The organism is Variovorax ginsengisoli, from assembly GCF_030811835.1.
Taxonomy (GTDB): domain Bacteria; phylum Pseudomonadota; class Gammaproteobacteria; order Burkholderiales; family Burkholderiaceae_C; genus Variovorax; species Variovorax ginsengisoli_C.
The window spans coordinates 52,713-76,491 of the sequence record NZ_JAUSRO010000016.1; the positions used below are offsets into that span (position 1 = coordinate 52,713).

16 protein-coding genes and 1 tRNA gene are annotated in these 23,779 nt (G+C 64.3%); 13 read left to right on the plus strand and 4 right to left on the minus strand.

Features of this window, described 5'->3' with window-relative positions:
• Window positions 1–33: 33 nt before the first annotated feature.
• The 5 genes from ilvC (at window position 34) to pbpG (ending at window position 6,751) form a co-directional block, all read left to right on the plus strand.
• On the plus strand, window positions 34–1,050 hold the full coding sequence (gene ilvC / locus J2W36_RS21855; protein ID WP_307691882.1) for a ketol-acid reductoisomerase: 1,017 nt from the start codon (window positions 34–36) through the stop codon (window positions 1,048–1,050).
• Between the two features lie 132 nt (window positions 1,051–1,182).
• The gene (gene pssA / locus J2W36_RS21860; RefSeq protein WP_307691883.1) at window positions 1,183–2,007 is read left to right on the plus strand and encodes a CDP-diacylglycerol--serine O-phosphatidyltransferase; all 825 of its coding nucleotides are present in this window, start codon (window positions 1,183–1,185) and stop codon (window positions 2,005–2,007) included.
• A 178-nt stretch (window positions 2,008–2,185) separates the two neighbouring features.
• Window positions 2,186–3,889: a 2-isopropylmalate synthase gene (leuA, locus tag J2W36_RS21865; protein ID WP_307691884.1), complete on the plus strand. Its 1,704-nt coding sequence runs from the start codon at window positions 2,186–2,188 to the stop codon at window positions 3,887–3,889.
• Between the two features lie 57 nt (window positions 3,890–3,946).
• Complete coding sequence (locus J2W36_RS21870; RefSeq protein WP_307691885.1) at window positions 3,947–5,485, plus strand: 2-isopropylmalate synthase; 1,539 nt, start codon at window positions 3,947–3,949, stop codon at window positions 5,483–5,485.
• A 117-nt stretch (window positions 5,486–5,602) separates the two neighbouring features.
• On the plus strand, window positions 5,603–6,751 hold the full coding sequence (gene pbpG, locus J2W36_RS21875; RefSeq protein WP_307691886.1) for a D-alanyl-D-alanine endopeptidase: 1,149 nt from the start codon (window positions 5,603–5,605) through the stop codon (window positions 6,749–6,751).
• Window positions 6,752–6,810: 59 nt separating this feature from the next.
• On the opposite strand, the gene J2W36_RS21880 is transcribed toward pbpG, so the two are convergent.
• From J2W36_RS21880 to aat, 3 genes are read right to left on the minus strand one after another with little or no spacing between them, the layout of a single operon-like run.
• Complete coding sequence (locus J2W36_RS21880) at window positions 6,811–7,605, minus strand: IclR family transcriptional regulator (RefSeq protein ID WP_307691887.1); 795 nt, start codon at window positions 7,603–7,605, stop codon at window positions 6,811–6,813.
• A 31-nt stretch (window positions 7,606–7,636) separates the two neighbouring features.
• Window positions 7,637–8,386 (minus strand): arginyltransferase, encoded by a 750-nt coding sequence (locus J2W36_RS21885; protein WP_307691888.1) that lies wholly within the window; start codon window positions 8,384–8,386, stop codon window positions 7,637–7,639.
• Entirely contained in the window at window positions 8,383–9,135 is a 753-nt protein-coding gene (aat, locus tag J2W36_RS21890) for a leucyl/phenylalanyl-tRNA--protein transferase (protein ID WP_307691889.1), read from the minus strand. The genes J2W36_RS21885 and aat overlap by 4 nt, the downstream gene beginning before the upstream one ends.
• A 120-nt stretch (window positions 9,136–9,255) precedes the next feature.
• On the opposite strand from aat, the gene J2W36_RS21895 reads away from it, so the two are divergent.
• The 5 genes from J2W36_RS21895 (at window position 9,256) to J2W36_RS21915 (ending at window position 16,620) form a co-directional block, all read left to right on the plus strand.
• Window positions 9,256–10,149: an alpha/beta fold hydrolase gene (locus tag J2W36_RS21895; protein ID WP_307691890.1), complete on the plus strand. Its 894-nt coding sequence runs from the start codon at window positions 9,256–9,258 to the stop codon at window positions 10,147–10,149.
• 138 nt (window positions 10,150–10,287) lie between these two features.
• The gene (gene imuA, locus J2W36_RS21900) at window positions 10,288–11,106 is read left to right on the plus strand and encodes a translesion DNA synthesis-associated protein ImuA (RefSeq protein ID WP_307691891.1); all 819 of its coding nucleotides are present in this window, start codon (window positions 10,288–10,290) and stop codon (window positions 11,104–11,106) included.
• Window positions 11,075–12,424, plus strand: a complete 1,350-nt coding sequence (locus tag J2W36_RS21905; RefSeq protein ID WP_307691892.1) for a Y-family DNA polymerase — start codon at window positions 11,075–11,077, stop codon at window positions 12,422–12,424. The genes imuA and J2W36_RS21905 overlap by 32 nt, the downstream gene beginning before the upstream one ends.
• A complete protein-coding gene (locus J2W36_RS21910) occupies window positions 12,417–15,809 on the plus strand; it encodes an error-prone DNA polymerase (protein WP_307691893.1) in 3,393 nt (1,130 codons plus the stop codon). The genes J2W36_RS21905 and J2W36_RS21910 overlap by 8 nt, the downstream gene beginning before the upstream one ends.
• Before the next feature lie 40 nt (window positions 15,810–15,849).
• Complete coding sequence (locus J2W36_RS21915; RefSeq protein WP_307691894.1) at window positions 15,850–16,620, plus strand: hypothetical protein; 771 nt, start codon at window positions 15,850–15,852, stop codon at window positions 16,618–16,620.
• Between the two features lie 21 nt (window positions 16,621–16,641).
• On the opposite strand, the gene J2W36_RS21920 is transcribed toward J2W36_RS21915, so the two are convergent.
• A complete protein-coding gene (locus J2W36_RS21920; protein WP_307691895.1) occupies window positions 16,642–18,981 on the minus strand; it encodes a putative bifunctional diguanylate cyclase/phosphodiesterase in 2,340 nt (779 codons plus the stop codon).
• 257 nt (window positions 18,982–19,238) lie between these two features.
• On the opposite strand from J2W36_RS21920, the gene acpA reads away from it, so the two are divergent.
• From acpA to J2W36_RS21935, 3 genes are all read left to right on the plus strand, one after another.
• A complete protein-coding gene (gene acpA / locus J2W36_RS21925; RefSeq protein ID WP_307691896.1) occupies window positions 19,239–20,981 on the plus strand; it encodes an acid phosphatase in 1,743 nt (580 codons plus the stop codon).
• Window positions 20,982–21,120: 139 nt separating this feature from the next.
• Window positions 21,121–21,194: transfer RNA gene (locus J2W36_RS21930), tRNA-Gly, on the plus strand.
• A gap of 84 nt (window positions 21,195–21,278) precedes the next feature.
• Window positions 21,279–23,333 (plus strand): site-specific integrase, encoded by a 2,055-nt coding sequence (locus J2W36_RS21935; RefSeq protein WP_307691897.1) that lies wholly within the window; start codon window positions 21,279–21,281, stop codon window positions 23,331–23,333.
• The last annotated feature ends 446 nt before the right edge of the window (window positions 23,334–23,779 follow it).

Here is a 23,779-nt window from a genome sequence, read left to right on the forward strand (position 1 = left end):
AACACCCCCCAACGAGTCAACGAAGGAGCAATCATGAAGGTTTACTACGACAAGGACACGGACCTGAGCCTGATCAAGGGCAAGACCGTCGCCATCATCGGTTATGGCTCGCAAGGCCATGCGCACGCACAGAATCTGAACGACAGCGGCGTGAAGGTCGTGGTCGGTCTGCGCAAGGGCGGCGCTTCGTGGCCGAAGGTCGAGAAGGCTGGCCTGAAGGTCGCTGAAGTGGCCGAGGCCGTGAAGGCCGCCGACGTCGTCATGATCCTGCTGCCCGACGAGCAGATCGCCAACGTCTACAAGAACGACGTGGCACCGAACATCAAGGAAGGCGCTTCGCTCGTCTTCGCGCACGGCTTCAACGTGCACTACGGCTTCGTGCAGCCGCGCGCCGACCTCGACGTCTGGATGGTCGCCCCCAAGGCGCCCGGCCATACCGTGCGCGGCACTTACACGCAAGGTGGTGGCGTGCCCCATCTCGTGGCCGTGCATCAGGACAAGTCGGGCAAGGCGCGTGACCTCGCCCTGAGCTACGCCGCAGCCAACGGTGGCGGCAAGGCCGGCATCATCGAGACCAACTTCCGCGAAGAGACCGAAACCGACCTGTTCGGCGAACAGGCCGTGCTGTGCGGTGGTGCGGTCGAACTGATCAAGGCCGGCTTCGAGACGCTGGTGGAAGCTGGCTACGCGCCTGAAATGGCGTATTTCGAATGCCTGCACGAACTCAAGCTGATCGTCGACCTGATCTATGAAGGCGGCATCGCCAACATGAACTACTCGATCTCGAACAACGCCGAATACGGCGAGTACGTCACGGGCCCGCGCATCGTGACCGAAGAGACCAAGAAGGCCATGAAGCAAGTGCTCAAGGACATCCAGACCGGCGAGTACGCCAAGAGCTTCGTGCTGGAAAACGCTGCCGGCGCGCCTACGCTGATCAGCCGCCGCCGCCTGAACGCCGAGCACCAGATCGAGGTGGTCGGTGCGAAGCTGCGCCAGATGATGCCCTGGATCATGAAGAACAAGCTGGTCGACCAGACCAAGAACTGATCGCCTTCGCTGCGAACAGGGGCCACCTTCGCGGTGGCCTTTTCCGTTTCTGGCCCGAGGTGGCCTGAACTACACTGCAACCGATGAAAATTACATTCCATGGGGCCCCGACCCCAACCGGATTCTGCCTCCATGCATGACGACACGCTGCCCGACGACATTGCACCGCGCAAGCGTCGCAAGGGCATCTATATCCTGCCGAACCTGTTCACGCTGGCTGCATTGTTCGGTGGTTTCTACTCGGTCGTGATGGCCATGAATGCGCGCTTCGACCTGGCGGCGCTGGGCGTGTTCGCGGCCATGATCCTCGACAGCCTGGATGGGCGTGTCGCACGCATGACCAACACGCAGAGCGCGTTCGGCGAGCAGATGGATTCGCTGTCGGACATGGTGTCCTTCGGTGCCGCGCCCGCGCTCATCGCTTACGAGTGGTCGCTCAAGGGCCTCGGACGCTGGGGCTGGATTGCAGCCTTCGTGTACTGCGCCTGCGCCGCATTGCGCCTGGCGCGCTTCAACGTGAACACGGGCACGGTCGACAAGCGCTGGTTCCAGGGCCTGCCTTCGCCGGCGGCGGCCGCTCTGGTGGCCGGTTTCATCTGGCTCATGACCGAGTGGGGCAAGCGTGGCGGCGAAGTGCTGTACCTGTCGTGGCATCAGATCACCTGGGTCACCTTCGTCTTCACGTTGTATGCAGGGCTGTCGATGGTCACAAACGCGCCTTTCTACAGCTTCAAGGACGTCCAGATGAAGAAGAGCGTGCCCTTCGTCGTGATCGTGCTGATCGCGCTGGGCATCGCGGTCATCAACATTCATCCGCCGACTGTGCTGTTCGGTGTGTTCGTTGCCTATGGCCTGAGCGGCTACGTGGTGTACGCCTGGCGACGTGCCAAGGGCCAGCCGGTGAGCGTCATCAGTATTTCCACCGAGGAGCCAGACGAACGCGGCCTGCACAAGTAGGCCGGGCTGTGATAAAGTCTTCATCCTCATGAACAAGATTTCGCTGGCCCTACTACTGATCCCCTTCGGGCGGAGACGGTAGCGCACGCGCAAATCCCTCACCACGGCCCGTTCGCACCAGCAACGGGCCGTTTTGTTTGGGGTTGCTGGTGAAGTCCCATCACCAAGAGAAATCGACATGTTGAAGCAACCTCAAGCCAAATATCGCGCGTTCGCACCGATCGCCCTCAAGGACCGCACCTGGCCCGACGCCGTGCTGACCAAGGCCCCGATCTGGCTGTCGACCGACCTGCGCGACGGCAACCAGGCGCTCGTCGAGCCGATGGACATCGACCGCAAGATGCGCATGTTCGAGACGCTCGTGGCAATCGGCTTCAAGGAAATCGAGGTCGGCTTTCCATCGGCGTCGCAAGTCGAGTTCGACTTCGTGCGTCGCCTGATCGAGGAGGACCGCATTCCCGACGACGTGACCATCCAGGTGCTCACGCAGGCACGCGACCACCTCATCACGCGCACCTTCGAGTCGCTGCAGGGCGCGCCGCGCGCCATCGTGCATCTCTACAACGCAGTGGCTCCGGTGATGCGCCGTGTCGTGCTCGGCATGGACGAAGACCAGATCGTCGAGTTGGCCGTCACGCATGCGCGCATGTTCAACGATTGCGCTGCCAGGCAGCCTGCCACCCAGTGGACCTTCCAGTATTCGCCGGAGATGTTCTCGGGCACCGACCTGGCTTTTTCCAAGCGCGTGGTCGATGCGGTCACCGCGGTCTGGGCGCCGACGCCCGAGCGCAAGTGCATCGTCAACCTGCCTTCGACGGTGGAACATTCGACGCCGAACATCTTCGCCGACATGATCGAGTGGATGCACCGCCACCTCGATCGCCGCGAGGCCATCGTGCTGTCGGTGCATCCGCACAACGACCGCGGTACCGGCACCGCAGCGGGCGAGTTCGCGCTCATGGCGGGTGCGGACCGCATCGAAGGTTGCCTCTTCGGCAACGGCGAGCGCACGGGCAATCTTGACCTGGTGAATGTCGCGCTCAATCTGTACACGCAGGGCGTGTCGCCGGAGTTGGACTTCTCCAACATCGACGAGATCCGCGTCGTGGTCGAGCACTGCAACCAGATTCCGGTGCACCCGCGCCACCCGTATGTCGGTGACCTGGTCTACACCTCGTTCTCGGGCTCGCACCAGGACGCCATCAAGAAGGCCTTTGCGGCGCGCAAGGACGGCGACATCTGGGACATGCCCTACCTGCCGATCGACCCGAAGGACGTGGGCCGCAGCTACGAGGCAGTGATTCGCGTCAACAGCCAGTCGGGCAAGGGCGGCATGGCCTACCTGCTCGAAAGCGAGTACGGCCTGGAGATGCCGCGCCGCCTGCAGATGGAGTTCATGCAGGCCGTGCAGCGCGTGATGGACGTGGCCGGCAAGGAACTCACGGCCGCCGATCTGTACGCATTGTTCGAGAAGGAGTACGGCATCAAGACCGTGCAGGCCTTGCAGCACCGGGTGCTCGAAGAGCAGGGCGAGGGCGCATCTGCGTCGGTCGTGCTGCGCGGCGAGCTGCCGTGGAACGGGGAGGTCCGCCCCATCGAAGGCCGCGGCAACGGGCCGATCGATGCCTTCATCCAGGCGCTGGCAACCAGCACCGGCCATGCCATCCGCGTGATCGACTACCACCAGCACGCGATCGGCGCGGGTGCCGATGCCCAGGCGGTGGCTTATCTCGAGCTGCGCGTGGACGAGACCCGCACGCTGTTCGGCGTGGGGATGGACGCGAACATCGTCTCGGCTTCGCTCAAGGCCATCGTTTCGGGCCTGACCCGTGCGCGGGGCCAGGACGCGCACAGCGCACAATCCGAACCTGCGACCACCTGAGCGGACAGCGTCCGAAGCGCGCCGGGTGCGGCCCAAAATAAATCACGGAGATCCACGATGACCGACAAGCTGATCATTTTCGACACCACCTTGCGCGACGGCGAGCAATCGCCCGGCGCTTCGATGACCAAGGACGAGAAGCTGCGCATCGCGCGGCTGCTCGAGCGGCTGAAGGTCGACGTGATCGAGGCCGGGTTTCCGGCCAGCTCGAACGGGGACTTCGAGGCCGTGCGCCTGGTGGCCAACGCCATCAAGGACTCGACCGTGTGCGGCCTGTCGCGCGCCAATGACCGCGACATCTCACGCGCGGCCGAGGCGCTCAAGGGCGCGGCCAGCAGCCGCATTCACACCTTCATCGCCACCTCGCCGTTGCACATGGAGAAAAAGCTCCGCATGTCGCCCGACGAGGTATTCGAGCAGGCAAAGCTCGCCGTGCGCTTCGCGCGCAATCTGGTGGGCGACGTCGAGTTCAGCCCCGAAGACGGTTACCGCAGCGACATGGATTTCCTGTGCCGCGTGATCGAAGCCGTGATCGCCGAGGGTGCGACCACCATCAACGTGCCCGACACGGTCGGCTACGCCATTCCCGAGCTGTACGGCACCTTCATCAAGACCCTGCGCGAGCGCGTGCCAAACAGCGACAAGGCGATCTGGTCGGTGCATTGCCACAACGACCTGGGCATGGCGGTGGCGAACTCGTTGGCCGGCGTGAAGATCGGCGGCGCACGCCAGGTCGAATGCACCATCAACGGGCTGGGCGAGCGCGCGGGCAACTGCTCGCTCGAAGAGATCGTGATGGCCGTGAAGACCCGCCGCGATTATTTCGGCCTCGACATGGGCATCGACGCACAGCACCTGCTGGCAGCCAGCCGCATGGTGAGCCAGACCACCGGCTTCGTGGTGCAGCCGAACAAGGCGGTGGTGGGTGCGAATGCATTCGCGCACGCTTCGGGCATCCACCAGGACGGCGTGCTCAAGGCGCGCGACACCTACGAGATCATGCGTGCCGAGGACGTGGGCTGGAGCCACAACAAGATCGTGCTGGGCAAGCTCAGTGGACGCAATGCGTTCAAGCAGCGGCTGGTCGAGCTGGGCGTGACCATGGAGAGCGAGGCGGACATCAACACCGCCTTCGCCCGCTTCAAGGAGTTGGCCGACCGCAAGAGCGAAATATTCGACGAAGACATCCTCGCGCTGGTCAGCGACGAGGAGGGTTCGAACGTTGGAGAACAGTTTGGCTTTGTATCTTTGTCCCAGCACAGCGAAACCGGCGAGCGGCCCCAGGCGCGCGTCGTCTTCACCGTGCAGGGCAAGGAAGTGACGGGTGAATCCGACGGCAATGGTCCGGTGGATGCATCGCTCAAGGCGATCGAGTCGCATGTCCGCAGCGGTGCGGAGATGGTGCTCTATTCGGTCAACGCGATCAGCGGGTCGACCGAAAGCCAGGGGGAAGTCACGGTGCGTCTGCAGAATGCGGGTCGAGTGGTCAATGGTGTGGGCGCAGACCCCGACATCGTGGTGGCGTCGGCCAAGGCGTACCTGAGTGCCCTCAACAAGTTGCAGAGCCAAGCCGATAAAGTGGTAGCGCAAGGGTAGGTTGCGACGAGACCCGTTACTTCGGATTAGAAAGGGCGCGCAAGTAACTGTTATTGCGCGCTTTTTTTGATTTCGATACACTGCGGTTCCTACACGTCGCCGCTGGAGAGTTTTTTAATGCCCGAAGCCCGTCTTCACCGAGTTTCCAGCCAGCGGTTTCTGCCCGCCTTCCGCTTTTTCGCCGTCGCTTTGTGCGCCACGGCGTTCATGCTGCCCGCCGCCCAAGCGGCCAAGCGCGAGGGGACCAACGCGAAAAAGGCGTCGGTCTCCAGCGACAGCAAGCGCAAGGTCGCCGCTTCCGTAACCAAGGCACCCCGCGCCGAAAAAAGCGTGCGTGGTGGCCGCAATGTGGTGGCGACCATCCGCACCAACCGCAATGGCAAGACCATCGTCGCCGTACAGCGCAAGTCGGTCGTCCGCGTGGCAGAGCCGCGGCTTTCCTATGGTCAGATGGCTGGCCTGCACACCACCCAGGATGCCCTGGACCTGAAGTCCAGCGCTGCCTTGGTCATCGACCAGGACACGCGCGAGGTGCTGTTCAGCAAGAACGACCATGCCGTGCTGCCGATTGCATCGATCACCAAGCTGATGACCGGCATGCTCGTGACCGAGGCTCATCTGCCAATGGATGAACTCGTCACCATCACACAGGACGATGTCGACACCGAAAAGGGCAGCAGCTCGCGTTTGCGCGTGGGCACCACGCTCGCTCGCGGTGAACTGCTGCACTTGGCGCTGATGTCGAGCGAGAACCGCGCGGCGCATGCGCTGGGCCGTACCTACCCGGGTGGCCTGGCCACTTTCGTCAGCATGATGAATGCCAAGGCCCGCATCCTCGGCATGAACGACACGCGCTATGTCGAGCCGACAGGTCTGTCGAGCCAGAACCAGTCGAGTGCACAGGACCTGGCACTGCTGGTGAACGCCGCCTCATCCAACCCCACCGTGCGCGAACTGACCACCTCGCCTAACTATCAGGTGGAAGTCGGCAACCGCGTGCTGCAGTACAACACCACGAACCGCCTGGTGAAGAGCCCGGACTGGGACATCGGTGTGCAGAAGACCGGCTTCATCAATGAAGCGGGCCAATGCCTCGTGATGCAGACGAAGATCGCCGGGCGCAAGCTGATCATGGTGTTCCTGGATTCCGCCGGCAAGTTCAGCCGCATCGCGGACGCCGAGCGCGTGCGCCGCTGGGTCGAGGCGACGCACATCATGTCGCCCGGCTTGCAGACGATCGCGGCGCAGCATATCGCCGGCGATTGACTCGCGCCGCCTCCAGGCTTGCGCGTTTCACCGCGAAGCCTGGAAAACGAGCGCAGGGATCAGGGTGTTGTTGCCGGATGGGCGTTGTATCCCAGCGCGCCCGAAATCTCGGCTGCTGTCGCCTGCAGCTTGGGCAGCCAGCCTTCGTCGAGCCGGTCGGCTGGCGCTGAAATCGACAGCCCTGCGACCAGCTTGCTTTGGTCGTCGTAGATGCCGGCGGCCATGCAGCGCACGCCGAGCTCCAGTTCTTCGTTGTCTCTTGCAATGCCGTACTGGCGGGCTTTCGACAGCTCGCGCTCCAGCAGGGGCAGTTGCGTGATGCTGTTGCGCGTGTGGCCGGCCAGCCCGGTGCGCGTGGCATAGGTGCGCACGCGTTGCGGGTCGTCCGCGGCGAGAAAGAGCTTGCCGGTGGAGGTCAGGTGCAGGGGGGCCCGGCCGCCGATGGCACGCACCACCTGCATGCCCGAGCGTTCGCTGTACGAGCGCTCGATGTAGACGATTTCGTCGCCTTGGCGCATGCTGAGGTTGACGGGCTGCTGTGTGAGCTTGTGCAGCTCGCGCATCGGTCCCAGTGCGGCGTCGCGCACGTTGAGCCGCCCCTTGACCAGATTGCCGAGTTCCAGCAGCCGCATGCCCAACCGGTAGTTGCCGGCCTCAGGCCGGTCGACGAAGCGCCCCACCGCGAGGTCGTTCAAGATACGGTGCGTGGTCGACGGATGCAGGCCCGTCTTCTCGCTGATTTCCTTCAGGGAGATCGCTTCTTCGCGTGACGCCAGGACGTCAATCAACGCAAACATCCGCTCGATCACCTGAATGACCGGGGTGGCCGGGGCGTCTGATGTAGGTTTTGTCATATCGCAGTGCGGAAATGGCTGGACTGCGATTTTACCTTGTGAAATCGGAAGGTGGGCGCCATTCGCCGTCGATCAGCATTTCATGCGGCGTGTAGCGCGCCTTGTAGTTCATCTTGGGGCTGCCTGCGATCCAGTAGCCGAGGTAGACATAAGGCAGCGCGAGTTTGCGCGCCTGCTCGATCTGCCAGAGCACGCCGTAGTTGCCGTAGCCCGTGCCTTCCTCGGGTTCATAGAAGGTGTAGACGGCCGAGATGCCGTCGCTGAGCACATCGAGGATCGACACCATCTTGAGCGCACCCGGGCGTCCGTCGGGCAGGGTTTCGCGGAACTCCACCAGGCGCGAATTCACGCGGCTCTGCAGAAGGAACTGCGTGTACTGGTCGATGCTGTCGTGGTCCATGCCGCCGCCTGCGTGGCGACCGTTCTGGTAGCGCAGGTAGAGCTGGTAGTGCTCGGGCACGAAGCACAGCTTGAGCACGCGCACCTGCAGGTCGGCATGCCGCGCCATGGCACGGCGCTGGCTGCGATTGGCCTTGAAGTCGCCCACCTGCACGCGCAGGGGCACGCAGGCGGTGCAACCGTCGCAATAGGGCCGGTAAGTGAACATGCCACTGCGCCGGAAGCCGTTGCGCACCAAATCGGAGTAAGCGTCGTTGTGAATCAGGTGGCTCGGTGTGGCCACCTGCGAACGCGCCTGCCTGTCCGGCAGGTAGCTGCAGGGATAGGGCGCCGTTGCATAGAACTGCAAGGTGTGGAGCGGGAGTTCCTTGAGGTGCGTCACGTCGGGTTGGAGGGTCGCGCAGGCAGGAGTTCGTTCCAGTATACGGGCTCGAAACCCCATGTGGGAGGGGCTTCGTCGCGCGCCCGGGCCACGTGCGCCACGAAATCGGCGCGTGCCACTTCCGTTGCGCCCAGGCTCGCGAGGTGCGCGGTGTTCTGCTGGCAATCGATCAGTGCCACGCCATGCCGGCGGCACAGGCACACCAGTGCGGCCAGCGCGATCTTGGACGCGTCGGTGCGCCGCGCGAACATCGATTCCCCGAACACGGCCCGCCCGATGCCCACGCAGTAGAGGCCGCCCACCAGTTCGCCGTCGATCCAGGTCTCCACGCTGTGCGCGAGGCCGGCACGATGCAACTGGCCGTAGGCCTTGACCATCGGCGCCACGATCCAGGTGCCCGACTGGCCTTCGCGCGGGGCCTGGGCGCAGGCGCGGATCACCGCGTCGAAGCTGTGGTCGATGCGGATCTCGCAGCGCGTGTCGGCGCGAAAGGCCTGCAGCACCTTGCGCAGCGAGCGGTGCAGCTTGAAAGCAGAGGGCGCCAGCGTCATGCGTGGATCGGGGCTCCACCAGAGGATCGGCTGGCCGTCGCTGAACCAAGGGAAGATGGCGTGGCTGTATGCGTCGCGCAGCGTCGGCACGTCGAGCGCGCCGCCGGCCGCAAGGAGACCGGGCACCGGATCGGCGTCGCCCCAGGCGTGGCGCGGATGAGGAAGTGGATCGCCGGGTTCGAGCCAGGGAAGTTGCATGCAGGAAACAGGATGGAACGGGTGGACGGGTCGATTCTGCGTCAACCCGGCAGAATCCGGTCTCCATCGCCCCTTGCCTCATCGCATGCCGCCCGGTGTTGCGCCGTTCTTGTCGAAGCCATGAATCCTGTGACCCCTGAATCCGACCTCGCCGCACGTGCCGAGATCGCGCGCCTGGACGCCCTGTCCACCCACCACGACGTCGTGCATGAAGGCGTTCGCGTGCGCTGGCGCCGCTTCGGCGGCAGTGACAGTGGCAGTGGCAACGCGCAGTCGCCGCTGGTGCTGCTGCATGGTGGCCACGGAAGCTGGCTGCACTGGGCCCGAAACATCGAGGCGCTGTGTGCCACGCGCACGCTCTGGCTGCCCGACATGCCAGGCTTTCTCGACTCCGATGTGCCACCACGCCCGGCCGAGGGCGACGATCCACTCGGCCCGTTGCTCGCCGCGCTGGGCGGCACGCTCGACGCGCTGATCGGTGCTGGTACGCCCATCGACCTGGGTGGTTTCTCATTCGGCGGACTGGTCGCTGCGCGCTTTGCGGTGCAACGCGGGAATGTGCGCCGGCTGGCGCTTTTGGGCAGCGGCGGCCATGGCACGCTGCGCCGCCTGACGGTGGAGATGATCAACTGGCGTGCCGCAGGCAGCCGGGCAGAGGAGATCGCCGCGCTGCGTCACAACCTGGCCGCCCTGATGCTGCACGACCCAACGGCCCTCGACGCGCTGGCCTTCGAAATCCACGACATCTCCTGCCACGGCACGCGCTTTCGCAGCAAGGACGTGTCATTGGCAGGCGGCCTGCAGCAGGCGCTCGATGCGCTGGACCTGCGTGGCGTGCCGCAGTTGCTGCTGTGGGGCGCATACGACGTGACGGGCGATCCGCAGCCCCTGGTCGCCGAACTCACGGCCGGCCATCCGCTGCGCCAGGGCGCGGTGATCGAAGACGGCGGCCACTGGGTGCAGTACGAGCGCGCCACACAGACCCACGCGCGGCTGCTGGATTTCCTGGCCTGAGCTTCGCTTCTGCCAGCGCCGCGGCGCTGCCACTGCGCGCGTGAGACCGATTTGAGGAGAGGTCCTCGGCCGGTCGGGAGACAAAGACTTGCCATGGTGACGGATACTGTATAAAAATACAGTTATTCTGAGCATGCCATGGGCCTTCCTTCTCCTTCTCCTTTCGTCGACGTCGCCTGTGCAGCGCACAAGGTCTGGCGTGGAGACACGCTCGGCCAGGCCGATGCCCAGGTGGTCGGCACCGGTCATGCATTGCTCGACGCGCAATTGCCGGGCGGCGGCTGGCCGGTGGGCGCCATGACCGAGGTGCTGCAGGCCACGCCCGAGGCGCACGTCTGGCAACTGCTGCTGCCCGCGCTGGTGCGCGCCGTGGCCGAGGGCAGCGGGCCGGTGGTGTTGATCGGTGCGCCTTTCGAACCTTTCGGTCCCGCGCTGGCCGCGCATGGCCTGCCGGTGGAGGCGCTCATGTGGGTGCGCAGCGACGCATCTGCCGCACGGCTCTGGGCCTGCGAGCAGGCGTTGCGCTGTGCCGACGTGGCCGCAGTGCTGGCGTGGCTGCCGCAAGCGCGACCCGCGGAACTGCGTCGGCTGCAGCTGGCCGCCGCACAGCACGAAGCACTGCTCTTCGTTTTTCGTTCCGATGCCATGGCGCAGTCGGCATCGCCGGCCAGACTGCGCCTGCATGTGGCAGCCTGTGCGGAGGACGCGGAGTTGATGGATGTGCAGATACTCAAGCGGCGCGGTCCGCCCCTCGATACGCCGCTGATGCTGCCTTCTCGCACTTCCCGCATGACCTCGTTGCTCATGGCCGGCCAATTGCGCCGCCGGCAGCGTCGCCTGGAAATCTGCAGCCCGCCGGAGGTGTCTGCACCGGCACCTGCACCGGCCACCGTGGTGCGCATCGACGCGTGGAAAGGAGGGGCACGTGCACTGGATCGCCTTGCAGTGGCTGCCTGACGCGGCAGCGGGCACGCCGGGTGCGTCTGTCCGACCGGAGCAAACGGCCCTGCCTTCGGCAGAGGCTATGGGCTGGTGGGCGCTCGAATTCACGCCGCGCGTGGCCTGGGTCGACGAGGCACTGCTGCTGGAAGTCTCGGCCTGCGAACGCTTGTGGGGCGGCCGGCGCGCGTTGATGCGGCAGATGGCGTCGTCGCTCCCGCCCGGCTTGCGGCTGCAGCAGGCGCAGGGTGCGACCAGCCTGATCGCCCTAGCGCGGCTTCGCATGTACGCGTGCGGCGAGCAGCCGCCTGCAGGCGTGCCCGACGACCTGCCGCTCGAAACGCTCACGGCCGCCCGCCCGCACCTGGACGTGCTGGCCCACCTCGGTTGCCGCCGGTGGGGCGACGTGGCCGCGCTGCCCCGCGCGGGACTCACGCGGCGCTTCGGTGCACCGTTGCGCGAGGCGCTCGACCGCGCCTGGGGCCTGTGCCCCGAAAGCCATGAGTGGCTTTTGCTGCCCGAAGCCTTCGACCAGAAGCTTGAACTCCCCGCACTCGCCCAGGGCGCGCCCGAACTCATGTGGTCGGCCAATCGTCTGCTCGCCAGTCTGCAGATCTGGCTGCGTGGGCGCCAGCGCGGCGTGCTGTCGCTGGAACTGCAGTGGACGCTCGACCTCCGGCGCTTCAACGGCGTCGACCTGCCGCCGCACCAGTCGATCACCGTGCGCACGGCCCAGCCCACGCAGGACATGGCGCACCTGCGTCGCCTGATGAGCGAACGTCTGGCGCTGACCCAACTGGCGGCGCCTGCAAGCTGGCTGCGGCTGCGCTCTGTCGACACCACGCCCTGGGCCGGTGCCAGCACCAGCTTCTTGCCAGAGGACAACCGCAAAGGCGACCGGCTGCATGAACTGGTCGAGCGGCTGAGCACGCGGCTGGGCGCCGACCAGGTGCTGCGTGCCAGTGCGCGGGCCGACGCGCGGCCCCAGGCGATGCAGCAGTGGCAGCCGGCGTTGACATCCATGGCCGCTGCCGCCGCACCGGTCGACCCGCGCGGCAACGGCCTGCATCCCCCGTGGCTGCTGCGCGAGCCGTTGCCCTTGCCGATGCACGATGGCCATCCGTGCTATCGCGGACCGCTGCGGCGCCTGGTGGGTCCGCAACGGCTGGAAGCCGGCTGGTGGGGCGACAGCCGCAGCGGCGGCCAGCCCTCGGTGCGCGACTACTACATCGCCCAGAGTCCCGAGGCCGGGCTGGTCTGGGTGTTCTGCGAACGGCTGGCGGCCGCCACCGACGACACTGCGCCGCGCTGGTTCCTGCAGGGCCTCTATGCCTGAACTCAGCGACAAGCAGAACGAAGCGCGTCGGCGCCGCAAGTTGCACGTGCTGCCGCAGCGGCTGCAGGCAGCCGAACCCGCAGCTGGCTCCACGCCAGGGCCCATACCGGCAGGGGAGGCAGGCCTTCCTGACCATGCCGAGCTTCATTGCTTGACCCACTACAGCTTCCAGCGCGGTGCCTCCTCGCCCGCCGAACTGGTCGCGCGCGCCTACGACCTCGGCTACAAGGCGCTGGCCATCACCGACGAATGCTCGGTGGCCGGCGTGGTGCGCGCCTTTCTGGGTGTGGACGAGCACCTGGAGGCGCTGGACGAGCACGACAAGGCGCATCCCGATCAGCCGCCGCTGCCCCGCAACCTCGACTTCCGAATCCTCTACGGCAGTGAGTTCGACTTCGGGCGCTTCAAACTGGTGGTCATCGCGCACGACTTCGAAGGGTGGGGCAACCTCTGCGAATTCATCACCGCCGCTCGCGAGGCTGCGCCCAAAGGCGACTACCACGTGAGCTGGCAAGAGAGCAAAGTGGCCTCGCTGCGCCACTGCGAGATTTTGTTCGTGCCGCAGCGTTTGCCCGGTGCGGACATCGACACCGGCGCCTTGTGCGACGACCTGGCCGCGGCGGCGACCCTGTTCGGCGAGCACCTCTGGCTGGCCGTCGAACTGTTCAACGAGATCGATGACGACCTCTGGCTCGTCACGCTCCAGCAGGCGGGCGTGCAGACCGGCGTGCCGCTGGTGGCCGCCGGCGATGTGCACATGCACGTGCGCTCGCGCAAGCCCCTGCACGACGTGGTCACCGCTGTGCGCAAGGGCTGCACGGTGGCCCAGTGCGGCCTGGCGCTGCAGTCCAATGCCGAACGCCATCTGCGCTCGCGGCTGCGGCTGGCTGCGCTGTATCCGGCCGAACTGCTTGCCAACACGCTGGTGATCATGGCGCGATGCCAGTTCGATCCCCGTGCCATCAAAGCGAACTACAAGTACCCGCGCGAACTCATCGGCAACGGCGAAACACCCACGCAGACGCTGGTTCGCAAGACCTGGCGAGGCGCACGGGAGCGCTATCCGCAGGGCATTCCGGCGGTGGTGAGGCAAACGGTTCAGAAGGAGCTCGATCTGATCGTCGAGCTCGAGTACGAGATGTTCTTCCTGACGGTCGAAGACATCGTGCGCTTCGCCCATGACCAGAAGATCCTCTGCCAGGGAAGGGGTTCATCCGCCAACTCGGCCGTGTGCTACTGCCTGGGTATCACCGCGATCGACCCTATGACGAGCACCCTGTTGTTCGAGCGCTTTCTGAGCCGGGAGCGAAAGGAGCCGCCCGACATCGACGTCGACTTCGAGCACCAGCGGCGCGAAGAAGTCATCCAGTACATCTACAAGAAGTATGGCCGTGATCGCGCGGCCATTGCGGCGGTGGTCATCTGCTACCGCTCGCGCAGCGCGTTGCGCGACGTGGGCAAGGCGCTCGACTTGGACGCGCGGCTGATCGATGAGTTTGCCAAGGACCACTACTGGTTCGACCAGACCATCCTCGACCAGCGCATGGCCGAGGCGATGGCGCGCGCGGGCGTGCAGGAAGATCCGTTGCGCGTGGCGCAGTGGCTCGAACTCACGCAGGCGCTCAAGGGTTTTCCGCGGCACCTGAGCCAGCACGTCGGCGGGTTCGTTCTAACAGAGGCCAAGCTCACACGGCTGGTGCCCATCGAGAAGGCGTCGATGGCCAACCGCTCGGTCATCCAGTGGGAGAAGAGCGACCTCGAAGCCATGGGCATGCTCAAGGTCGATGTGCTCGCGCTCGGCATGCTCAGCGCCATCCGGCGCTCGCTCGACTTCGTCAACCAGTGGCGCGGCAGCGCGCTGGAGATGCACCAGATCCCCAAAAACGACGAGGCGGTCTACGACATGATCTGCGACGCCGACACCCTCGGCGTGTTCCAGATCGAGAGCCGCGCGCAGATGTCGATGCTGCCGCGCCTGCAGCCGCGGAAGTATTACGACCTGGTGATCGAAGTCGCCATCGTGCGGCCCGGGCCGATCCAGGGGGGCATGGTGCATCCGTATCTGAAGAACCGGGAGAAGGTCCGTCGCAAGAAGGAAATCGACTACCCCTATCCCGACCTCAAGCCCGCGCTCGAACGCACGCTGGGCGTGCCCATCTTCCAGGAGCAGGTGATGCAGATCGCGATGATCGCTGCCAAGTTCACCGCCGACGAGGCCGATCGCTTGCGCCGTGCCATGGCGGCGTGGAAACGCACCGGTGGCGTCGACAAGTTCCAGTACAAGCTGGAGCAGGGCATGGTCGACAACGGCTACGACCGCGAGTTTGCCGAGGCCATCTTCAAGCAGGTGCAGGGCTTCGGCGAGTATGGCTTTCCCGAAAGCCATGCGGCCAGCTTTGCACTGCTGGTGGTAGTGAGCTGCTGGCTCAAGTTCCATGAGCCAGCCTGCTTTCTTGCCGCCATGCTCGATTCGCAGCCGATGGGGTTCTACACGCCCTCGCAACTGGTGCAGGACGCACAACGCCACGGCGTCGAAGTGCGTCCGGTGGACGTGACGGTCAGCGCGATCGACTGCGCGCTGGAGCCGCCTTCGTCCGTGCCGCCACCGCGGCCGCCGGGCACTCCGCCGCGCCATGCCGCGCGCCAGGGCGACCCGGCACAGCCGGCCGTGCGCCTGGGATTGAGCCGGATCGTGAGCCTCGGCAAAGCAGGGGCCCGGCGCCTGATCCACGCGCGTGCCCAGGCGCCGTTCACCAGCACCGAAGACCTGGCGCTGCGTGCCGAACTCGATGGTCACGACATGGCCGCGCTGGCCGCGGCTGGCGCGCTGCAGGCGCTGTCGGGCCACCGCCGCCAGCAGGTCTGGGACGCGACCGCACAGCGCCGTGCGCCCGCACTGCTCAAGGGTGTGCCGATCCACGAGCTTGCGCTGGCGCTGCCCGAAGCGACCGAGGGCGAGGAAATCGTCGGCGATTTCGCCTCGCTCGGCCTCACACTGCGTCGCCATCCGCTGGCGCTGCTGCGTCCGCGCCTCGCGCGGCTGAAGCTCTCGACGGCCGCCGAACTGCGCCCGTTGCCGCATGGCCGCATCGTGCGTGCCTGCGGCATGGTCACGGTGCGGCAGCGCCCGGGCACAGCCAAGAACACCATGTTCGTGACGCTGGAAGACGAGACCGGCACCGTCAATGTGATCGTCTGGAGTCACGTGGCCGAGCAGTGGCGCGAGCCATTGCTCAAGTCGCATCTGCTCGCCGTGCAGGGCACCTGGCAGCGCGATGTCGACAGCGGCGGCGAGGTGCGCCACCTGGTGGCCAGCGCCTTTCGCGACCTGACGCCCTGGCTGGGGCGGCTCGCCAAAAGCAACAGCAGCCGGGATTTTCATTGAACCCTCGCCATAAAACGGGCTTTTTCGCTAGCCTTTGAATATGACCGAACCTGTCTTGCTGGGCCGCATCCACGCACGCCGTCTGCGCGAGGTCTACCGCTCGTCGGGCTGGCCTTGCTGCGATCCGGTCGAAGTCGATCTGCTCGCTGCCGGCCTACTGGAGCGTGTGCGCTCGCCCATGGGGCACGAGACCCTGCGCGTGACCGATCGCGGCATCGCGCACATCGCGAGCACGCTGGTGGTCAACCGCGCCGCGCTGTCGGCGCACGAGGCACTGGTCGAGCAGGTCGCGCGCGAGATGACGCGTGCGGGCCGCATCGCGTGGCGCAACCTGAGCCTTCGCGCGCGGCTGCCGCCGTTGCCGGGCGAAGAGGAGGGCGGCAAGCCGCGCTGGTGCATGGCGCGGCCCGACGTCTTCTCGATCCGCAACACCTCGGTGGAAGCGTATGCGCAGCCGATCGTGCATGAGGTCAAGGTCCGTCGCTCCGACCTCATCGCCGACCTGCGCAAACCCGACAAGCGCGCCGCCTACCTGGATCTGGGCGGTGAATGCTGGTACGTGCTCGGCGCGGACGCGCGAGGTCGCTGCATCGGTGCGCCCGACGAGATTCCCGCCGAATGCGGCGTGCTGGTGCTCGAAGCCGGCCGCCTGGTGGTGGCCCGCGCCGCCGTGCATCGGCCGCTGCCACGCATGCCCTTTGCCGTGTGGCTCGCGCTGGCGAAGGCGCAGCCGGTTTCGGGCTTCGATGAAGACGTGCAAGGGCTGCTGATGGATGGGCTGGACGTGCCGCCCGACACGCGGTCTGCCTGACACGTCCCCGGTGGGGCGGATTCAGATGCGTCGCTGTGGCCCGCCGAGGTTGGCGGCATCAGGCCGCAGCCACGCTTCGAAGCGTTCGCGCAGGTGGGTCGCAGGCATCGGCCGGCCAAAGAAATAGCCTTGCAGTTCGGTGCAGCCACAGGCCGACAGAAAGTCCCGCTGCGATTCCGTCTCGACACCTTCGGCTGTCACGCGCAAGCCGAGGTGGCGTCCCAGGTCGAGCAGGGTCCGCACGATGCGCTCGGCCTCCGGACTGGTCTGCATGTTGGCGACAAAGGAGCGGTCGATCTTGATGCTGTCGGTCGGAAACTGAAGCAGATGGCTCAGCGATGCGTAACCGGTACCGAAATCGTCCAGCGCGATGCTCACGCCGAACGCGCGCAGATCGATCAGCGCGCGCTTGATGCCTTCGGTGTTCTGCAGCAGCACGGTCTCGGTGATCTCTATGGCCAATTGCTGCGGCGCCAGGTCATGCCGCGTGACCAGTTGAATGATGTGAGCCACCATTTCGCGCTCGTTGAACTGGCGCACCGACACATTGGCTGCGAAATGCAGGTGCGGCTGCCACAGGCGCGCCTCTTTGCAAACGGTCTCCAGCACCCATTGGCCGATGGGCACGATCAGTCCGGTGTCCTCGGCCACCGGAATGAACTGCTCCAGGGTCCAGGGGTTGTCCGCCGGATAGCGCCAGCGCAGCAGTGCTTCAAAACCGGTCGGCTGGCTGTTCTCGGCCGACACGATGGGCTGGTAGTGCAGTTCGAAGCCGTCGTTGAGCAGTGCCCTGCGCAGTGCGTCTTCGATCAGGCGGCGGGTTTCCACCTGCGCGGCCATGTGTGGCGCGAAGTCATTGAAGGTGGCGCGGCCTTCGGCCTTGGCGCTGTAGAGCGCCAGCTCCGCGTTCATGAGCAGTTCGTCGGGGTCGATGCCATCGGCAGGCACGAAGGCGATGCCGATGCTGACCTGCGCGCTGGCCGCATAGCCGTCGAGGTCGCACGGCACAGCCACCGCCTGGGACAGTCGCCGGGCAAGCGCATGCACTTCGTCGCGCGTGGTGACGTCGCGCTGCAGCACCGCGAACTCGTCGCCGCCCAGCCGGGCGACCAGATCGGTCTTGCGGATCGTCTGACGCAGCCGGCTCGCCACCGTGCGCAGCAGGACGTCGCCGGCCGGATGACCCAGCGTGTCGTTGATGTTCTTGAAATTGTCCAGGTCCAGCAACAGCACGGCCGAGGTGGCTCCTGAAGGGATGTGCGTCTGACGCAGCTGCGACAACTGCGCGATGAAGAGGGCTCGATTGGGCAGCCCGGTGAGCTCGTCGTGCTGCGCGTCGTGCTTGGCCTTGGCGGTCAGGCCATGCTGGATATGAATTTGCTGGATGCCCAACGTGGCGCACACCCCGATGGTCAGCAGCGCAAGCAAGGACGTCAGCATGATCGGCCAGACGTCTGCGCGCCAGCCGGCCTTGAGATCGCGCACCGACGTGGTGGCCAGTACGACCAGGGGAGCCTCGCGCAGCCGGTCTGCCGCCCAAAGCCGTTCTCCTTCGTCGAACGCCGGTTCGGCCGGCAGCAGAGAGGGGGCCGCTGCCATGCTGGAACGGCCAACCGGCGGCAGCGCAAATTCCTGCCCGAGCGCCGATTCGACACGGGGTACGCGTGCAATCAGCTCCCCGTCGCTGCGGAAGATCGCGATCGAGCTGTTGCCACCCACCTGAATCGCGGTGAAGAAATCCTCGAAGTAGCTCAGCCGGATGCCGCTGACCACCGCGCCAAGCACCTGGCCTCCGGGCGTGCGGACCTTCTCCAGCCGGTAGACCAGCCACTGCTGCGTCTGCCGGGTGCGCACCGGCTCGCTGAGGTAGACGTCGAGGTCCGGATTGGACATCAACGTACGGAAGTACTTGCGGTCGGCAACGTTGAGCGAAATGTTGTTCGGGCCGCGCGAATTCACCAGCAGTTCGCCGCTGGCGTCGATCAACGCGACCACGTCCACGAACTGCAGGCCCTGTTTCTTGGCCCGCAGAGCCAAAACCATGTCGGGTTGCAGCGCGTAGGCCGTGAAACTCTCGGGTGAACTCAGCGCAGATCGCGGCATGCCCTGCAACACGCTCACATGCATGGCATCGATGGTCTGGAGCGTGCGATCGGTCTGCTCGGCGACGACCAGTGCGAGCCGCTGCAGTGAATGCAGTTCGCTCTCGGTGCCGCGGCTCTTGAGCAGCAGCATCAACCACAGCGTGACCCCGATGATGGCCAGACAAATGACGACGGCTGCTGCCGCCAGACCATGGTCCAGCCGGAGTCGCCACGAGCGGTCGATCCTTGCGCGATGAAGCAGTTGTGGGATGCTCAATAAACCCTCTGCTCAAAACTGACGTTGAGAAATACCTGATGTTACGGGCTTTTCCACCAGAGACATCGTCACCCGTTCGAGCGATTGACGCAGCAACTTTCTGCCAAGGACAGGATCTGCTTCCTTTCAATCCGCTTTATCCGAGGCTTCTTTACCTATACCTGAATGTTGGGCTGCAGGATGCCCGTTTTTGTCACCAAATCGACACATGGATTGCCTACGTTGAGGGCTTCATCCACACACTTGCTGATTCCAACATGAAAGAAACGCAGGAACCCCAGCGGACATCGGTCGACGAGGCCGCCGACCCGCTCCCTTCGCTGAGTCGACGTCGCCTCCTTGGCGGTGCGCTGGGCGTGCCGCTGACCGCGGTTGCCAGTGGCGCACTGTTGCCGGGCTGCCAAACCACTTCCGCCGTGAACACGCGTGCCGGTGCGGAGCTCGATGCGGCGTTGCGCCAGAAGGTCAAGACCGTGGTCGTGATCTACGGCGAGAACCGCAGCTTCAACAACCTTTTTGCCAATTTCCCGGGCTTGCAGCAGCCGCTGTCGGATGTGCGCCCCGAGGCCTTCCGGCAGGTCGATCGCGATGGCAAGACGGTACTGCCGGTGTTGCCGCCGGTGCCTGGCGGCTGGCTACCCAAGGCGCAGACGCACAACGGCCTGACGTATGCGCCGGAGCAGCAGTTCCAGACCCAGCTCCCCAACGCGCCTTTCGCGCTCAAGGGCCCCAAGGGAGAAGACCTGCCGCTGACCCTTGTCACGCGCGATCTCTGGCATGTGTTCTATCAAAACCAGATGCAGATCAATGGCGGCAAAAACGACCAGTTCGTGGCATGGGCGGATTCCGGTGGCTTCACCATGGGCTATTACGCCAACACAAACTACGCATTGCGTCTCTGGGACCTGGCCAAGGAGTTCACGCTGTGCGACAACTTCTTCCAGGGCGCGTTCGGCGGTTCGTTCCTCAACCACCTGTACCTCGTTGCCGCCACCGCGCCGCGCTATCCTGACGCAGATCGTTCCATTGCCCGCGATCTGATCGCCACCACCGTCAGTGGCCGGCCCGATGACACACGCCTGAAGCCGCTGCCGACATCGCCCGCCAGCGCACTCGATGGCATTCCGCGCTTCGGTCCCAGCGCCTTGACGCCCACCGAGACGCTGGCAGACGGCACGCGCCTGAGCTATGCCGTCAACACCATGGCGCCGCCCTATGCGCCCACATGGACCAACCTCAAGCTGGACGCTTCGGGCAGCAGGGTGGACTTTTCACTCGCACAGAACGCCACGGCGCTGCCACCGCAATCGCACGAGCACATCGGCGACAAACTCGATCGCAAGGGGGTGGAGTGGGCCTGGTATGCGGGCGCATTCCAGCAGACGCTGGACCAGCATGGCGCCAACATTGCCAACGGCACGCCGGTGGTGCCCAATTTCCAGTACCACCACCAGCCCTTCAACTACTTCGCAAACCTGGCCCCAGGCACTGCGGCACGCAGCAAGCGGCTGCGCGACGCGGGTCTGGGCGACGATGCGTCCTCCAACCACTTCCTGGCCGACGCCCGCGCAGGCCGGTTGCCTGCAGTCACTTTCTACAAGCCGCAGGGCAATCTCAACATGCATGCCGGCTATGCCGACGTGGCGTCCGGCGACCAGCACATCGCGCATGCGATCCAGGTTTTGCGTGACAGCCCGCAATGGTCGCAGATGGTGGTGGTCGTGACCGTCGACGAGAACGGTGGCTGGTGGGACCACGTGGCGCCACCAGAGGGTGATCGATTCGGCCCCGGCTCCCGCGTCCCGGCGCTGGTGATCTCGCCGTGGTCCCGCAAGGGCGTTGTCGACCACACGCCCTACGACACGGCGTCCGTGCTGCGGCTCATCACCCGCATCCACGACCTCGAAAAGCTGCCTGGTCTCCAGATGCGCGACGAGGCGATGGCGGCGCGCGGCCAGCCCCTGCTGGGGGACCTGACCCATGCGCTGAACCTGGGCTGACGAGGGAGGCGGGCCGCTGCCGGCTCGCCTGCCATCGGTTGCGGCGGGTGGCTCGGCAGTATGGGTAGAATCGCTCCACTGGACGGGCGCGTTATGGGTCCGGTCTTTGAAAAGTTGTTTGAAATCAACAACTTATGATGCGGGTGTAGTTCAATGGTAGAACGGCAGCTTCCCAAGCTTCATACGAGGGTTCGATTCCCTTCACCCGCTCCATACTTTGCTAAGTAATTGATTTGCTTGGTAAAATTTTGAGAGCAGCTCCGCCGGCACAGGTCTCCTACAAAAGGGTGGACCAAAGTGGCAGGTGCGCAGTACCTCTATCGTCGCGCAAGCGGCATTTACTTCGTTCGCTTCTGTGTGCCACCGCACCTCAGGGTTGCGGTTGGCCAGGGTGAAATCCATCGCACCACCGGGTGTAGCGACTTCAAGCTGGCCAAGGGCATTTGCGCCGCCTTGGCGGTCGAGTGGCACCAAGCGCTCCGATCAGTCGAAAGAATGGACATCCGAAAATTGAAGGCGGGCTCGCTCAGGTTACTGGGTGATGGCTTCATCCCGCTCGAGGACGCCGCCAGCGAGCTTGGAACGACTCCGGCCATTCTGACAAAAGGGCTCATACATATCGGTGCAAGGTTTGCGATCGAGGCGCACGCGTGGTCTGTCTGGGTCGGCGAGGGCGACATCAGGGATGTGCTCGATCACGGCGTCGACGAGTTCGGCCGGTCCGAGATGGTTATAGACGCGGCACGTCTGGGTGGGCAGGCAGCGCTCAAGCCGTTTTCGGGGAGGGTCGCGTTGCGATACTCCCAAGACGCAGTGGAGATCACTCAGGGCGTCGAGCCGATTGGGGTATGCCATTTTCAGCTGTGGCATAGCCAAGCACACTTCGTCGTCTGTGACGCGCCGGGGCGCCAGTTGGAGACGCGGCATCTCGAGGCTCGCAAGACCGACGTTGAAATCCTGCGCGGCCGCCTGCTAGCCCGAATTACACCGGAGCGCGAGAGGGAGGTAGAGGCGGCGCGGGCGGCAGCTGAAAGCGCTTCTGTGGCAGTGCGTGTCGCAGGCGCCGTGCCTGCGATCACGCCCAACCCAGCTGTCGGCTCGGGTTCAATCACTGTCAGCTCAACGAGCGAGCAGAGGTTCTCATCGTTCGCCCGTGCTTATCTGGCTCGTCATGAGCATGTCTGGAAGTCAGACCAAGTACGGCGCCGGCATGATCAGTGCGCAGCCTTTGAACAATTGATGGCAGATCCCCCGATGTCATCGATCAATCGGCTGCTGATGCGACGATTCGCGATCGAGGTCACGAAGATTCCCGACGAAAGGCACAATGTTCGCCGGAAATTTGGTGTACCCGATGCGGACTATCACGAGTTGCTGCGCTTGGCTGAACTGCATAATCTGCCGAGGCTCAAGGCAACCGCTCAGCGCAGGCTGCTCGACGGAATTGCCGAAATTTTTACCTGGGCTGTCACAGAAACCTTGCTGCCCGCCAATCCCGCGAAGGGCTTGGGACTAGAGGCAGAGCAGCGGTCTGGCGTCGTTAAAAAGAAGGCCCATCTGCAGCGAGATAAAATGTCAGACGAAGATCTGGCGAAGATCTTCTCCCAAGAATGGTGGGTCGATGGCCGTGGAAATCGAACCGCTCAAGGAAGATTCCACGCGTACCGTCCCCACTATTACTGGGCACCTTTGTTGGCTTTATACGTAGGTGGTCGGCTCAACGAAATCGCGCAACTTTATGTAGATGATGTCAACGTAGAAGGCGTTGTGCCCTACATCGACTTCAACCTAAACGGCGCAGATAAGGTCGATTCGGATGGGGTAGATGCCGGTTTGACGAGTGATAAGTCACTGAAGACGATCAGTTCAGCTCGTCTAGTACCCATTCATTCGCGACTTATAGAGCTGGGGTTTTTGGACTATGTGGCTGCCCTGCGGGCGAGCGGTCATCAGCGCCTTTTTCCAGAATTGAAGTTCGACAAGAAAAAGGGCTATGGGAAGGCAGTTGGTAGCTGGTTCAATGAAAGGTTTCTGGGGATCAGACTCAAGATGGAGCGGAACGGGATGAAGACTTTCCACTCACTTCGGCACAACTATGCGACGGCTCTCGGCGCAGCTGACGTTCCGACTTCTGACAAATCAGATCTGATGGGACACGCACGCTCCCAGCCATTGGTCGAATCCCGGTACGGGAAGGGTGCGGCGCTGTTGACGATGAAGTCGCACATTGACAAGTTGGAGTACACGTTGCCCCCCATTGCGCCGTTCATCGTCGAGGATGGTATGGATTCAATAAGAGACGCATTGCGGTTGAAGGTGAGTCATCGATCTCCAATGAGAGCGCCTAAATAGCGTGAGTTTATTTTTTGACCGCTGTGCTCAGGCGATGGGAGTGAGAGCCATTGCATGCCAAATTTCGAGTTTTGCAGATTGCTTGCATGCTGCGCGAATTTCACCTGAGTTATCTAGCAGATAGATTGCGATTTTTCATCTAGTCCCGAGGGGCGGGACCGCTTTTTGCCGTTGTCGGCGTGCGGATTTTCATCGAAAATTTGACGTTCTCCTTGGAGCAACGAAGCATCGTGCGCAAATGCCAGGAAATTGCTTGTTTAAGACATGGGGAAGGGCGTCTCATGGTCCAGATTGCTTATACATAGCTGCTTGTAATGCCCTTCTCCACGGTGCACCGGCATGGTCATCCGCCTGCTGCTGTAGCGCTCACAGTTGCAGCGCAGAGTTCAAGGCGCCGTTTCGACAGGTTCCTGCACTGGGGGGCTCTATAGGTAGCCAGCACTGAG

What these genes read in the sequence shown, in the direction of transcription:
- acpA (WP_307691896.1), top strand. Translation starts at nt 19,239, where the DNA reads ATGAAAGAAACGCAGGAACCCCAGCGGACATCGGTCGACGAGGCCGCC.
- J2W36_RS21870 (WP_307691885.1), top strand. Translation starts at nt 3,947, where the DNA reads ATGACCGACAAGCTGATCATTTTCGACACCACCTTGCGCGACGGCGAG.
- leuA (WP_307691884.1), top strand. Translation starts at nt 2,186, where the DNA reads ATGTTGAAGCAACCTCAAGCCAAATATCGCGCGTTCGCACCGATCGCC.
- pssA (WP_307691883.1), top strand. Translation starts at nt 1,183, where the DNA reads ATGCATGACGACACGCTGCCCGACGACATTGCACCGCGCAAGCGTCGC.
- pbpG (WP_307691886.1), top strand. Translation starts at nt 5,603, where the DNA reads ATGCCCGAAGCCCGTCTTCACCGAGTTTCCAGCCAGCGGTTTCTGCCC.
- J2W36_RS21915 (WP_307691894.1), top strand. Translation starts at nt 15,850, where the DNA reads ATGACCGAACCTGTCTTGCTGGGCCGCATCCACGCACGCCGTCTGCGC.
- J2W36_RS21880 (WP_307691887.1), bottom strand. Translation starts at nt 7,605, where the DNA reads ATGACAAAACCTACATCAGACGCCCCGGCCACCCCGGTCATTCAGGTG.
- ilvC (WP_307691882.1), top strand. Translation starts at nt 34, where the DNA reads ATGAAGGTTTACTACGACAAGGACACGGACCTGAGCCTGATCAAGGGC.
- J2W36_RS21910 (WP_307691893.1), top strand. Translation starts at nt 12,417, where the DNA reads ATGCCTGAACTCAGCGACAAGCAGAACGAAGCGCGTCGGCGCCGCAAG.
- aat (WP_307691889.1), bottom strand. Translation starts at nt 9,135, where the DNA reads ATGCAACTTCCCTGGCTCGAACCCGGCGATCCACTTCCTCATCCGCGC.
- imuA (WP_307691891.1), top strand. Translation starts at nt 10,288, where the DNA reads ATGGGCCTTCCTTCTCCTTCTCCTTTCGTCGACGTCGCCTGTGCAGCG.
- J2W36_RS21895 (WP_307691890.1), top strand. Translation starts at nt 9,256, where the DNA reads ATGAATCCTGTGACCCCTGAATCCGACCTCGCCGCACGTGCCGAGATC.